This is a genomic window from Nocardioides sp. NPDC127503, assembly GCF_040302165.1.
In the GTDB taxonomy this organism is placed as follows: domain Bacteria; phylum Actinomycetota; class Actinomycetes; order Propionibacteriales; family Nocardioidaceae; genus Nocardioides.
Window position 1 is genome coordinate 200,854 of record NZ_JBEORH010000007.1, and the last position, 13,383, is coordinate 214,236.

The 13,383-nt window shown below is 69.5% G+C and carries 9 protein-coding genes; 5 read left to right on the forward strand and 4 right to left on the reverse strand.

The window, feature by feature from the left end; all coding sequences use genetic code 11:
• Positions 1 to 27: 27 nt before the first annotated feature.
• The 4 genes from ABTW65_RS17520 to ABTW65_RS17535 form a co-directional block, all read right to left on the reverse strand.
• Positions 28 to 846, reverse strand: coding sequence for a substrate-binding periplasmic protein (locus tag ABTW65_RS17520; protein WP_350662292.1), 819 nt, complete (start codon positions 844 to 846; stop codon positions 28 to 30).
• 146 nt (positions 847 to 992) lie between these two features.
• Entirely contained in the window at positions 993 to 3,164 is a 2,172-nt protein-coding gene (locus tag ABTW65_RS17525) for an alpha-galactosidase (protein WP_350662295.1), read from the reverse strand.
• On the reverse strand, positions 3,161 to 5,230 hold the full coding sequence (locus tag ABTW65_RS17530) for a beta-galactosidase (RefSeq protein WP_350662297.1): 2,070 nt from the start codon (positions 5,228 to 5,230) through the stop codon (positions 3,161 to 3,163). Before ABTW65_RS17530 ends, ABTW65_RS17525 begins: the two co-directional genes overlap by 4 nt.
• The gene (locus tag ABTW65_RS17535; RefSeq protein WP_350662299.1) at positions 5,227 to 6,267 is read right to left on the reverse strand and encodes a LacI family DNA-binding transcriptional regulator; all 1,041 of its coding nucleotides are present in this window, start codon (positions 6,265 to 6,267) and stop codon (positions 5,227 to 5,229) included. The genes ABTW65_RS17530 and ABTW65_RS17535 overlap by 4 nt, the downstream gene beginning before the upstream one ends.
• A gap of 110 nt (positions 6,268 to 6,377) precedes the next feature.
• Between ABTW65_RS17535 and ABTW65_RS17540 the strand changes: the two genes are divergently transcribed.
• From ABTW65_RS17540 to ABTW65_RS17560, 5 genes are all read left to right on the forward strand, one after another.
• Positions 6,378 to 7,313, forward strand: coding sequence for a carbohydrate ABC transporter permease (locus ABTW65_RS17540; RefSeq protein ID WP_350662301.1), 936 nt, complete (start codon positions 6,378 to 6,380; stop codon positions 7,311 to 7,313).
• Positions 7,310 to 8,182, forward strand: a complete 873-nt coding sequence (locus tag ABTW65_RS17545) for a carbohydrate ABC transporter permease (protein ID WP_350662303.1) — start codon at positions 7,310 to 7,312, stop codon at positions 8,180 to 8,182. Before ABTW65_RS17540 ends, ABTW65_RS17545 begins: the two co-directional genes overlap by 4 nt.
• A gap of 15 nt (positions 8,183 to 8,197) precedes the next feature.
• Complete coding sequence (locus tag ABTW65_RS17550; protein ID WP_350662305.1) at positions 8,198 to 9,544, forward strand: ABC transporter substrate-binding protein; 1,347 nt, start codon at positions 8,198 to 8,200, stop codon at positions 9,542 to 9,544.
• Between the two features lie 72 nt (positions 9,545 to 9,616).
• Positions 9,617 to 11,371, forward strand: a complete 1,755-nt coding sequence (locus ABTW65_RS17555) for a glycoside hydrolase family 35 protein (protein WP_350662307.1) — start codon at positions 9,617 to 9,619, stop codon at positions 11,369 to 11,371.
• Between the two features lie 31 nt (positions 11,372 to 11,402).
• Positions 11,403 to 13,379 (forward strand): thioredoxin domain-containing protein, encoded by a 1,977-nt coding sequence (locus ABTW65_RS17560; RefSeq protein ID WP_350662309.1) that lies wholly within the window; start codon positions 11,403 to 11,405, stop codon positions 13,377 to 13,379.
• Positions 13,380 to 13,383 lie beyond the last annotated feature (4 nt).

A 13,383-nucleotide genomic window follows, 5' to 3' on the forward strand; every position in this document is an offset into this window, starting at 1 on the left:
GCGGTCGGAGATCGCCGAGGTCAGGGTTCAGGATCCCTTGTTGCGGAACACGTCGGAGAGCGGGTCTGCCTCGAAGTAGGCGGTCTTGATCCTCAGCCACTCGCCGTCGAGGACCATGTCCTTCAGGACCTCGTCGATCTGTCCCTTACGTTGGTCGCCGGAGCGCATCACGAATCCGATCGGGGCGTCCTTGACCGGGTAGACGATCGGCTCTTCCAGGGTGATGGGTGCGCCTTTGATGATCGACTGAGCGTACGGAGCTCCATGGAACAACGCGTCCGCTTCGCCTCGCTCGATCAACCCGATGGCAGCGCCCACGTTGGGGGCCCTGACGATCTCGACGTCCTGGTACTTCTCTTCGAGGTAGGACCCTTGGATGGCTCCGTCGACGACCGCGATCTTCTTCCCGTTGACGTCACCGCGCGTCTGGATGGTCGATCCCTTGGGGGTGAGGAAGGCAACGTACGTCGAGAAGTACGGCGCGCTGAAGTCGAACTCCCTCTCGAGCTCTGAGGTGCTCGTGACCTGGGCCCCGATCATGTCGATCTTTCCCGCTCGCAGGGCCGGGAAGAGCTCGTTGAAGTCCATCGCCACGAACTCAGGCTCGACGCCCATGCCTTCGGCGACACTGTGCGCCATCTCGTAGTCGAAGCCCTTGGTCGCGCCGCCGCTCTGGTAGTAGACGGGTTCGGTGCTGTCGACACCGATCCGAAGGGTGTTGTTGCTGCCGGCCGCGGCGGTCGCCTTGTCGGTGGCGGACGGTGCGGGGTCCGCGAAGTGTCCGCTGAAGGCGATCGCGCCCAGGGTGGCCACTGCGCCGGCGACGACCAACTTGATCTGGTTCATGTGGGGGTCCTGTTGCTGGCGATGGCTGGCATGCCAGCCCGAGCGGTAAGGCGTGAGTCAGCCAATCGGACCCGTACGTCATGTGGAGCTTGGCCAGACCAACAGGGCGCGAACGAGCGACGAATCCCGGGTGTCGCGGCCGGGGATCAGCCCCGTCGCGGCAGAGGGGTTGCCACCTCCGCGACCAGGTGCACGATGACCAGGTCGTCGGCCTCCAGCAGGGGCGCGACGATGCCGACCTCGTCGAGCAGTCGGCCGCTCATCACCGCGCCGCCGTCGTACCACGCGGGTCGTGGGCGGTTCTTGGGTGACACCGCAAGAGGCACCGGTGTCACCCGGTACGCCGTCTCCGGGGTCAGGCCGGGGAACCGGATGCGGCCGGCCGGCTGGCCCAGGGTGAGGTCGAGCGCCGACAGACGGAACAGCGCCTCGCGCCCGTCAGGAGCCACCACGCCGTCCAGCTGGAGGCCGTCGTGCACGGTGTCCGCCCGCACGACGCGGCCAGAGTGGAGCAGTCCACGGAACCGCTTGTGCAGGGCGATCCAGGCCCGAAGCTCCTCGCGCTCCTCGTCCGTCATGGTGGTGAGGTCCCACTCGATGCCGAGGTGTCCCCACACCGCGGTGCCGGCGCGGAAGCGCAGGGTGTGCTGGCGTCCGGTGGTGTGGTCGGTGCTCGATCCCACGTGGGTGCCCATCAGCTCGGGCGGGAGGGTCAGCCCGGTCCACCGGACCAGACGGTGCCCTTCGTGCGCGTCGATGCAGTCGGACACCCAGGCTCGGTCTGTCCGCTCGAGGACTCCCAGGTCGAGGCGCCCGCCGCCGCCGCAGCAGGACTCGATCTCGAGCCCGGGGTGCCGCGTACGGAGTGCGTCCATCATGCGGTAGGCAGCAAGGGTCTGCAGGTGGACGCCGGGGTGGCGGTCCCGGCCGCGACCCGCGCCGGTCAGGGCACGGTTGTGGTCCCACTTGATGTAGGCGATGCCGTAGCGCTCCACCAGCGCCGAGATCTGACCGAACACGTGGTCCCAGGCGTCCTCATTGGTGAGGTCGAGGACATGCTGGTCGCGCGAACTGATGCCAGGACCAGCGTGGGTGCCGAGGATCCACTCGGGATGCTCCCGTGCCACGTCGGAGTCGAGGTTGACCATCTCGGGCTCGAACCACAGGCCGAACTCCATGCCCAGGTTGTGCACGGTCTTCACCAGCTGGGTGAGCCCGTCGGGGAACACGTCCTCGTCCACGACCCAGTCACCCAGGGAGCTGGTGGCGTCGCGCCGCCCCTTGAACCAGCCGTCATCGAGGACGTACCGCTCGACGCCCAGGTCGGCAGCACGCTCGGCGAGCTCGACGAGCTTCTGCGGGTCCATGTCGAAGTAGACCGCCTCCCAGGTGTTGAGGAGTACGGGTCGCGCGCGCCGTGGGTGCGAGTCCCGCGCCCTCAGGTGCTCGTGGAAGCGGCCAGAGAAGGCATCGAGCCCCTCGCCCCAGGAGGCGTAGAGCCAGGGCGAGGCATAGGTCTCGTCGTGGCCCAGCACGATCTCGCCGGGCATGAGCAGCTCGCCTCCGCGCAGCAGCTTCCAGCCGGTGAAGGAGTTCTCGGCGCACAGCACCTGGTTGCCGCTCCAGCCGAGGTGAACACCCCAGACCCGACCGGCACGGAAGCCGAACCCGGACCGGCCGGCACACAGCACGGTGGCCGAGTCGTGGCCGGGACGACCGCCCCAGGCCTCGCGGACGTGCTGTCCCTGGGTGTACGCGTGGCGCTGCGGGGTGCGCTCGTGGGCGTGCCGCCCTGCCATGTCCAGGAGCTCGTCGGCCTCGGCCGGCACCGGCAGAGCCGGCTCGAGCAGCGTCACCTCGTACGGCGTCGCCGCCAGGTTCCGCACGCAGGCACGCAGGCGCAGCAGACCGTTCCCGAACAGCTCGATCTCGGTGGTCACCTCCACACCGGCCGGCCTGTCCAGCGCGACGCTGGTGAGCCGGGTGCAGTCGGTTGACTCGGTGACCGTGTGGTCCACCACGTCGAAGGTGAGCGCCCAGGCCTGGCCGGCGCGGCTGCCCAGCAGCCCCGGACGACCCACCCAGCCGCTGGTCTGCTGCGGCAGTACGGATGCCCACGAGTGCTGGTAGATCGCCCCGTCGAGGCTCGGCATCTCCAGCGAGCGGAGAAGGTCGGGAAGGTGCTCGACCGCGGTCTCGCCGAGGTCCGGTCCCCAGTGGAGGATGCACGGGAGCTCGGTCGGATCCAGTCGGAGAACCAGGCTCGTGTCGCCGCGCCGGAGGTGCACGCCGCGTGCGGCGCGGGTCTCGCTGGTCATCGGGCGGTACGGGTGAACACGGCCACCCCGGAGCCCGCCAGCTCGGCGACGCCGCGATCGGCACCCGAGGAGAACATCGGCTCGCCGAGATCGCCGAGATCGCCCAGCTCGCCGAGGTCGACCACGTCGTCGGTCCGGTTGACCAGGAACCAGTACTCCCTCTCGCCGTCTGCGCGGATGGCGAGCTCCACCCGGCCGCGAAGCCCCTCGGGCACCTCGCTGTCCACCCCGGCGGCCTCGAGCAGTCGGGCCAGCAGCGGCTCGAGACCATCCGCACCCAACCGGGTGGAGACGTACGTGGCCGATCCGCGAGCCAGGGCCCGCCGGGTCACTGCCGGGCGGCCCGCCTGCAGGCCGGTCTTGTACGTCGCGAGCACCTGCGTGCTGGGAGCCGTCGCGGTGATCCGGTCGGTCCACCGGGTCCCGGTGCTGCCGTCGTCGAGAACGACCTCGACGCCGTCCAGGAGCGGCCCGAACTCCTCGATGCGGATGCCGAGCAGGTCGCGCAGTGCACCCGGGTAGCCGCCCGGCCACACGTGGTTGTTCTCGTCCACGACGCCGGAGAAGTACGTCGTGACCAGGTGGCCACCGCGGTCGACGAACTCCCTCAGCAGGTCGGCCGTCGCGGCCGGCATCACGTGCAACACCGGCGCCACCACCACGTCGTATCCGTCGAGCGGCGCGCCGACGGGCAGGACGTCAGCCCGGACACCGAGCGCGAGGAACGCGACGTACCAGTCGAGCGCCTCCGCCCGATGGCTCACCGAGGAGCTCGGGTTGGCTTCCAGGTCGAGGGTCCACGACGACTCGATGTCGAAGAGGATCGCGGCCCGGGCCTGCAGGCGTCGCGACCCGACGACGGAGGCGAGCCGCTCGAGGTGACCGCCCAGTCGGACCACCGTCCGGTAGACCTCGCTGTCCTCACCGGCATGGGGCACCATCGCCGAGTGGTACTTCTCCGCGCCGGCCAGGGACTGCCGCCACTGGAAGAAGCAGACGGCGTCCGCACCGTGTGCCACGTGGGTGAGCGAGTCCCGCACCAGCGCGCCCTCCGCCTTGGGCGGGTTGATCGCGCGCCAGTTGACCGCGCTGGTCGAGTGCTCCATCAGGAACCACGGCTCACCGCCGGCGATGCCGCCGGTCAGGTTGGCCGAGAACGACAGCTCGTCGCGGGCGCTGTCGTCGACGAGCGTGTAGTGGTCGTTGGAGACGAAGTCGACCTCGGACGCCCAGTCGGCGTAGTCGATGCCGTTGAAGTGGCCCATCACCATGAAGTTCGTGGTCACCGGTACGTCGGGGGTCAGCCGGTCGAGGATCTCCCGCTCGGCGCGCAGGTAGCCCTTGAGGGCGTCGGAGGAGAATCTCTTGAAGTCGAGCTGGTGTGTCGGGTTGGGGATGGTGGGCGCCAGCCGCGGCGGCAGCACCTCGCGCCAGTCGCTGTAGCGCTGCGACCAGAACGCGGTGCCCCAGGCGTGGTTGAGCCCGTCGAGGTCGCCGTACCTCTGCGACAGCCAGGTGCGGAACGCCGCCGCGGCGTCGTCGGAGTAGTCGTAGAGGTTGTGGCAACCGAGCTCGTTGGAGACGTGCCAAGCGGCGAGCGCCGGGTGGTCGGCGTACCGGCTCGCCATCGCCTCGACGACCGCCAGGGCGTGCTGTCGGAACACCGGTGACGTCGGCCGCCAGTGCTGCCGAGCGCCCGGCCACATGGTCTCGCCGGCGCGCGTGACAGGAAGGATCTCCGGGTGCCGGGCGGCCAACCAGGGCGGCGGCGAGGCGGTCGCGGTGGCGAGGTCCACGGCGATGCCGTGGGCGTGCAGGAGATCCATGACCTCGTCGAGCCACGCGAAGTCCCAGGTGTTCTGGGTCGGCTGCAGGCGCGCCCAGGAGAAGATCCCGAGGGAGACGATGTTCACCCCGGCCTGACGCATCAGCCGGACGTCCTCGTCCCACACCTCCCGGCTCCACTGGTCGGGGTTGTAGTCGGCCCCGAAGCCGAGCGGTCCGCGAGCGCTCTCGACCGCGAGCGACTCGGGCCACCGCACCCACCGGTGGCGTCGCCGGCTCATCCGGTCGTCCTGCGGGGCGGGGCTGTGCTGGCCCGGACCACCAGCCGGGCCGGCACGAGGACCTCCTGGTGCTCGTGCTCGCCGGACTGGATCTCCCGGATCAGGGCATCGACTGCGCCCCGGCCGACCTCGTCGAACGACTGGTGGACGGTGGTCAGTGGCGGCCAGAAGTACGCCGCCTCCTCCATGTCGTCGAAGCCGACGACGCTGACGTCGTCGGGGACCCGGCGACCGCGCTCGTGCAGGGCTCTCAGGAGTCCCAGGGCCATCTGGTCGTTCGCGGTGAACACCGCGGTCACCTCCTCGTTGTCGGCCAGCCGGAGGCCGGCCTCGTAGCCGGCGCCGGTCGACCAGTCGCCCGACACCACCGGCGGCACCACTCGGCCGTGGGTCTCGAGCGTCGCCTGCCACGACGCCCGGCGGCGCCGCGCGGAGTAGGACAGCTCGGGCCCGGCGACGTGCCAGACGGTCTCGTGCCCGAGGTCGAGCAGGTGCTCGGTGGCCAACCGTGCTCCGTGGGTCTGGTCGTTGTCGACGATCGGGTAGTCGTACTCCGCGCTGGAGTCGACCACCACGACCGGCAGTCCATCCGGCACGGCGACGCCGTCGAGCCGGTGCGTCTCGACCAGGATGATGATGCCGTCCACCGCCTGCTCGCCGAGCTGGTCGAAGGCCGCTCGTACGGCGTCCTGGGTGGCGTCCAGCACCGGCAGCAGGTTGATGGCGTACCCGGTCTCGGTGGCGGCGGTCGCGACCGCGTCGAGGGTGTGGGTGGTGCCGACGCTGGAGAGCTCGAACGCGATCACACCGATGCTCTGGAACCGTCCGCTGCGCAGCGCCCGGGCGGCCCGGTTGGGCCGATAGCCGACCTCGCGCATCGCGGACAGCACCCGCTCCCGGGTGGCCGCGTCTACATAGCGGGCGCCGTTCGCGACTCGCGAGACCGTCTGCCCCGAGACTCCGGCGATCCGGGCAACGTCGGCCTGTGAGGCCCCTCGCCGTGGAACTGGTGCTCCGGCGGTGCTGTCTGTCCCCATGGACCGAATAATCCTTCCGCCAACCTGTTGACGTCAACATGTGTCGTGCGTCACTGTACCTGTTGACGTTAACAGGCCGCCACCGAAAGGCGGTGAAGGGAGGTGGGACCGTGACCCAGCTGGAGAGAAGCCGGGAGATCCGCGGTGGTGGGCGACCGCCCGTGCCCGGTCGCCGGTGGTCGCGCACCGATAAGAAGGGGTGGATCTTCGTCGGCCCGTTCCTGGCGGTCTTCGCGCTGACCTTCCTGGCGCCGATCGCCTACGCCGCCTACCTCAGCCTCTTCCGTGCGCAGGCGTTCTTCGGCACCACGGAGTTCGTCGGTCTGGACAACTACGTCGACGTGTTCACCGACGACAAGTTCTGGGACGGCTCGTTGCGGGTCCTGCTGTTCTTCGTCGTCCAGGTACCGATCATGCTCGGCCTCGCCCTGGTGGCCTCGCTGGCCATCGACAGCGCCCGGCTCTACGGCACGAGCTTCTTCCGGCTCTTCATCTTCCTGCCCTACGCCGTTCCCGGCGTCGTGGCCGTTCTGATGTGGGGCTTCATGTACGGCACCAACTTCGGGCTGGCCGCCGACTTCAACGACCTGTTCGGAACCTCGATCGCGCCGCTCAGCCAGAACTGGATGCTCGCCTCGATCGCCAACATCGTGACCTGGGAGTTCGTGGGCTACAACATGCTGATCTTCTACTCCGCGTTGCGCACCGTGCCCGGCGAGATCTACGAGGCCGCCGCGCTCGACGGCGCCGGGGCGCTGCGGACCGTGCTCTCGATCAAGATCCCGGCCCTGCGCGGGGCCATCCTGATCGCCACGATCTTCTCCATCATCGGGACCTTCCAGCTCTTCAACGAGCCGAACATCCTGCGCACGCTGGAGCCCAACATCATCACGACCTACTACACACCGAACCTCTACGCCTACAACCTGTCCTTCGGCGGGCAGCAGTACAACTACTCGGCGACGGTCGCGATCGTGATGGGCCTGCTGACCGCGGTGATCGCGTACGCCGTCCAGCTCCGCGGCTCACGAGAGGCGATGAAATGACGAGCCGGGTGAGCACGTCGCCGCTGGCGCCGCGACGTTCGCCGCTGCTGACAGTGCTGATGGCGCTGTTCCTCGTCTACACGCTGGTGCCGCTGGCGTGGCTGATCCTGAGTGCCACCAAGACACAGGCGGATCTGTTCTCGAGCCCGGGGCTGTGGGTCGGCGACGAGTTCGCGTTCTTCAGCAACGTACGCGACACGCTGACCTACCGCGACGGCATCTTCCTGCGCTGGCTGGCGAACACCCTTCTCTACGTCGTGGTGGGTGCAGGCGGCGCGACTCTGCTGGCCACCGCGGCCGGCTACGGCCTGGCCAAGTACCGCTTCCCCGGACGCAGGGCGGTCTTCGCCGTCATCATCGGCGCGGTGGCCGTGCCCGGCACCGCGCTGGCCGTGCCGACGTTCCTGATGTTCTCGAACATGGGGCTCACCAACACGGTGTGGGCGATCATCATCCCCTCGCTGATCAGCCCGTTCGGCCTGTACCTGATGTGGGTCTACGCCGCGGACGCCGTACCGGATGAGCTGCTCGAGGCGGCGCGCATCGACGGCGCCGGCGAGATTCGGATCTTCTTCACGGTCTCTCTGCGCCTGCTCGCTCCCGGCATCGTCACGGTGCTGCTGTTCGCCGTTGTCTCGACGTGGAACAACTACTTCCTGCCGCTGATCATGCTCAGCGAGCCGAAGCTCTATCCGCTCACCGTGGGCCTCACCCAGTGGAGCGCTCAGGCGACGGGCGCGAACGCCCAGCCTGTCTACAACCTGGTGGTCACAGGCTCCCTGCTGACCATCGCCCCGCTCGTCATCGCCTTCCTCCTCCTCCAGCGGTTCTGGCAGTCCGGCTTGAGCGCGGGAAGCGTCAAACAGTGAAATGAAAGGAACGCCATGTTGATCATCAATGGGCGCAGATCCCGCCGGATCGCCCTCGTCGCGGCAGCCCTCACAGCCGCCTCCGTGCTCGCCGGCTGCGGCTCGGGCGACGGGGGCGGCGGCGGAGGCGGAGGCGAAGCCACGGCCGCAGACCTCGACGCCGCCCTCGAGGAAGGTGGCACCATCACCTACTGGACGTGGACCCCGTCCGCCGAGGCCCAGGTGGCGGCATTCGAGGACCAGTACCCGAAGGTCGACGTGAAGCTGGTCAACGCCGGCACCGGCAACGACCACTACACGAAGCTGCAGAATGCGATCAAGGCCGGCTCCGGCGGCCCCGACGTGGCGCAGGTCGAGTACAAGGCGCTGCCGCAGTTCGCGTTGCCCGGCGACCTGGTCGATCTGGGCCAGTACGGCTTCGACGAGTTCGAGTCGGACTACACGCCGTCGACCTGGGCCTCTGTGCATGCCGGCGAGGGCCTCTACGGGCTGCCGCAGGACTCCGGCCCGATGGCGCTCTTCTACAACCAGCAGGTCTTCGACGAGCACAAGCTCGAGGTGCCGACCACGTGGGACGAGTACGTCGAGGCCGCCCGGACCATCAAGAAGGCGAACCCGTCGCAGTGCATCACCAACGACAGCGGTGACGCCGGGTTCACGACGAGCATGATCTGGCAGGCCGGTGGCACACCGTTCCAGTCCGACGGCGAGAGCGTCACGATCGATCTGCAGGACGAGGGCACGCAGAAGTGGACGGGCGTGTGGAACCAGCTCATCGAGGACGAGCTGGTCTGCACCATCCCCGGCTGGACCGAGGAGTGGTACAAGGCGCTGGGTGACGGGACCATCGCGTCCATCGGTCTCGGCGCCTGGGCGCCCGGCGTGTTCGAGCAGTCCGTACCCGACGGTGCGGGCAAGTGGCGGGCCGCGCCGATGCCGACGTACGACGGGCAGCCGGTGACCTCCGAGAACGGCGGCAGCACCCAGTCGGTGCTGGACCAGAGTGAGAACCCCGCGCTGGCGGCGGCGTTCGTGCGCTGGCTCAACCACGAGGAGGGCGTCGAGCCGTTCCTGGAGAGCGGTGGCTTCCCGGCCACGGTCGCGGACCTGCAGGACCCGGCGTTCGTCGACAAGGAGCTCGAGTACTTCGGTGGCCAGCAGGTCAACCAGGTGCTCACAGAAGCGGCCACCCAGGTGGTCGAGGGCTGGGAGTACCTGCCGTACCAGCTGTACGCCGACACGATCTACGGCGACACCGTCGGCAAGTCCTACCAGACCCACTCCGCCCTCGAGGACGGCCTGGGAGCCTGGCAGGAGGCGCTCGTGAAGTACGGCGACGAGCAGGGCTTCAGCGTCAACTGACCCACGACTGACAGGACCGACAGCCGCCGCACCTCGCGGAGCGGCGGCTGTCGGTCCTCGCGAGAGGTAGGCATGCCCGAGTTCACGATCGGCGAGTCCGACTTCCTCCTCGACGGTGAGCCGTTCCGGATCCTCTCCGGCGCGCTGCACTACTTCCGGGTCCACCCCGACCACTGGGCGGACCGGATCGAGAAGGCCAGGCTGATGGGCCTCAACACCATCGAGACGTACGTGCCATGGAACGCCCACAGCCCCCGCCCGGGCGTCTTCGACACCGACGGCATCCTCGACCTGCCGCGGTTCCTGCGCCTGGTGGGGGAGGCTGGCCTGCACGCGATCGTGCGTCCGGGGCCGTTCATCTGTGCGGAGTGGGACAACGGCGGGCTGCCGCCCTGGCTGTTCCGGGAGCCGGGCGTCGGGATCCGCCGCCACGAGCCGCGCTTCCTCGACGAGGTCGAGAAGTACCTCCAGCAGGTCCTGGCGCTCGTGCGCCCGCACCAGGTCGACCTGGGCGGACCCGTGCTGCTGGTCCAGGTGGAGAACGAGTACGGCGCCTACGGTGACGACCGGAGCTACCTGCGGGCACTCGTGGAGATGACCCGTGGAGCTGGCATCGATGTGCCGCTGGTCACCGTGGACCAGCCTGTCGATGCCATGCTCACCGCCGGCGGAATCGACGGGGTGCTGCGTACCAGCTCCTTCGGCTCGGACAGCGTGAACCGCTTGCGCACCCTCCGCGACCACCAGCCGACCGGGCCGTTGATGTGCATGGAGTTCTGGGACGGCTGGTTCGACCACTGGGGAGGCCGGCACCACACCACCCCCGTCGAGCAGGCCGCCGAGGAGCTCGATGCCCTCCTCGCCGCAGGAGCCTCGGTCAACGTGTACATGTTCCACGGCGGCACGAACTTCGGCCTCACCAGCGGGGCCAACGACAAGGGGATCTACCGGCCGACGGTGACCTCGTACGACTACGACGCTCCCCTGGACGAGGCCGGGAACCCGACCGCGAAGTACTTCGCGTTCCGCGACGTCATCGCCCGCTATGCCCCGGTGCCGGCTGAGATCCCCGGCGCAGCCGGTCTCGCCCCCGAGCAGACGGTGGCGTTGGGCGAGCCGGTCCGGCTGCTCGACGACCCCGCGCGCTGGGGCTCCTGGAGCAGCTGGGAGTCGCCGCCGGTGCTGGACGAGCTGGAGACAGACACTCGCCTGGCCGTCTACCGGACCGAGCTGCCGGGCGACAGCCCGGGCGTCCTCACCCTCGGCGAGGTCCGTGACCGAGCCGCCGTCTTCCTCGACGGCGCTCCGGTCGGCATCCTCGAGCGGGAGCACAGCGAGCGGGCGATCGCGCTGCCGCGCGGGCGCGGCGGACTGGAGTTGGTCGTCGAGGACCAGGGCCGGGTCAACTACGGCGCCCGCATCGGTGAGCACAAGGGCTTGGTCGGGCCGGCTCTGCTCGACGGGGTGCCGCTCACGAACTGGGAGGTCCTGGCCATCGACCTCGACCGAGTGCCGCGCCTGTGGGAGACCAGCCCACCAGACGGCGGTGGCTCCGGGGTCGGGCCCACCGCGTGGCGCGCAGACTTCTCGGCCGAGCCCCACGTCGACCTCTTCCTCGACACCATTGCCTGGGGCAAGGGCATCGCCTGGGTCAACGGCTTCTGCCTGGGGCGCTATTGGCGGCGCGGGCCGCAGCACACCCTTTTCGTGCCGGGCCCAGTGCTTCGGCCGGACCGCAACGAGCTGGTCGTACTGGAGCTGGAGGTGCTCGCCGATCCGTCGGCCCGGTTCGTCGCCGGGCCCTCCCTGGGCCCGCTCGAAGACTGAGTCCCGCTTGGGCCTGCGGGATCATGGAGGCATGAACCGACTTGGCGCCGCGACGAGCCCGTATCTCCAGCAGCACAAGGACAATCCCGTCGACTGGTGGGAGTGGTCGCCCGAGGCATTCGCCGTAGCGCGCGAGCGCGACGTGCCGGTGCTGCTGTCGGTCGGCTACGCCGCGTGTCATTGGTGCCACGTGATGGCGCACGAGTCGTTCGAGGACGAGACGACGGCTGCGTACATGAACGAGCACTTCGTCAACGTCAAGGTCGACAGGGAGGAGCGGCCGGATGTGGATGCGGTCTACATGGCGGCGACGACGGCGATGACGGGGTCGGGCGGGTGGCCGATGACGGTGGTGCTCGACCACGACGGCAACCCGTTCTTCGCCGGCACCTACTTCCCGGACATGCCGCGCCATGGGCAGCCGGCGTTCACGCAGGTGCTGCAGGCGCTCTCGGAGGCGTGGACGCAGCGGCGCTCGGAGATCGGGGCGGTGGCGGAGAACGTACGTCAGCATCTGGCCAACATCTCCGGGACAGCCGGGGCTGCCGGCGACTGGCAGGTCGACGTCGATGCCGCGGTGGAGACGCTGGCCAAGGAGTTCGATCCGATGGCGGGCGGGTTCGGGGGTGCCCCGAAGTTCCCGCCGTCGATGGTGCTGGAGTTCCTGCGGCGGGCGGCCGGGTCGCTCGGGGCGGACTCACGGGTCTCGCACATGCTTTCCCGGACCGTGGCAGCGATGGCCGGCGGCGGGATCTACGACCAGGTCGGGGGCGGGTTCGCACGCTATGCCGTCGACCGCGGCTGGGTCGTTCCGCACTTCGAGAAGATGCTCTACGACAACGCGCAGCTGATCGGCCTCTACGCCCGCCTCGGCACCGAGCTCGGCGACCGGGTCGCCCGGGAGAGCGCCGACTGGATGATCCGCGAGCTCGGCACCGCCGAGGGTGGGTTCGCCTCCGCGCTCGACGCCGACAGCGAAGGGGTCGAGGGGAAGTTCTACGTCTGGACCCCGGGCGAGCTCGTCGATGTCCTCGGCGCCGAGGACGGGGCCTGGGCCGCGGAGGTCTTCGAGGTGACCGAGGCCGGCACCTTCGAGGAAGGTGCCTCGACCCTGCAGCTGCGGCATCGGCCCGACGACACCGAGCGGCTCGAGTCGGTCAAGACCCGCCTCCTGGCGGCGCGTGCGGAGCGGGTACGCCCGGCGCGCGACGACAAGGTTGTCGCGGCCTGGAACGGGCTGGCGATCGGTGGGCTGGTCGACGCCGGTCTGCTGCTGGGGGAGCGGCGGTATCTCGACGCGGCGGTCACCGCGGCGGAGCTGCTGTGGCGGGTTCACACTCAGGACGTCCGCCTCCTCCGCGTCAGCCGCGACGGCGCGGCCGGCGCGCACGCGGGAGTGCTGGAGGACTACGGCTGCGTCGCATCGGGATTCCTGGCGCTGACCCAGGCGACCGGCGACAGCACCTGGCTCGACCGGGCGACAGCGCTGCTCGACACCGCACTGACCCACTTCCGCGCCGAGGACGGCGGCTTCTACGACACCGCCGACGACGCGGAGGCGCTGGTCACCCGGCCCCGGGACCCCTCCGACAACGCCAGCCCCAGCGGCACCAGCGCGATGGTCCATGCGCTCGTCACCGCCCACGCGCTCACCGGAGAGGGCCGCTATCGCACTGCCGCCGAAGAGGCGCTTGCGGCCACGAGCAACCTGATGACCAAGGCGCCCCGGTTCGCCGGCTGGTCGCTGGCGGCCGCGGCGACGATGGCTGAGGGCCCACTCGAGATCGCGGTCGTCGGTCCGCCGGGTCCCGACCGCGACGCCCTCGAGGACGCCGCGCGGCGCAAGCCGGGAGCGGTCGTGGTCGTCGCCGACGAGGCCCGCGACGACATCCCGCTGCTTAGCAGCCGCACTCCCGTGGACGGGAAGGCGGCGGCGTACGTCTGTCGGGGGTTCGTCTGCGAGCGCCCCGTCACCTCCGTGGTGGACCTGGCGAAGTCCCATACCTGATCCG

Coding starts and splice junctions, on each gene's coding strand:
- ABTW65_RS17520 (WP_350662292.1), bottom strand. CDS start 846: ATGAACCAGATCAAGTTGGTCGTCGCCGGCGCAGTGGCCACCCTGGGC.
- ABTW65_RS17525 (WP_350662295.1), bottom strand. CDS start 3,164: ATGACCAGCGAGACCCGCGCCGCACGCGGCGTGCACCTCCGGCGCGGC.
- ABTW65_RS17530 (WP_350662297.1), bottom strand. CDS start 5,230: ATGAGCCGGCGACGCCACCGGTGGGTGCGGTGGCCCGAGTCGCTCGCG.
- ABTW65_RS17535 (WP_350662299.1), bottom strand. CDS start 6,267: ATGGGGACAGACAGCACCGCCGGAGCACCAGTTCCACGGCGAGGGGCC.
- ABTW65_RS17545 (WP_350662303.1), top strand. CDS start 7,310: ATGACGAGCCGGGTGAGCACGTCGCCGCTGGCGCCGCGACGTTCGCCG.
- ABTW65_RS17550 (WP_350662305.1), top strand. CDS start 8,198: ATGTTGATCATCAATGGGCGCAGATCCCGCCGGATCGCCCTCGTCGCG.
- ABTW65_RS17555 (WP_350662307.1), top strand. CDS start 9,617: ATGCCCGAGTTCACGATCGGCGAGTCCGACTTCCTCCTCGACGGTGAG.
- ABTW65_RS17560 (WP_350662309.1), top strand. CDS start 11,403: ATGAACCGACTTGGCGCCGCGACGAGCCCGTATCTCCAGCAGCACAAG.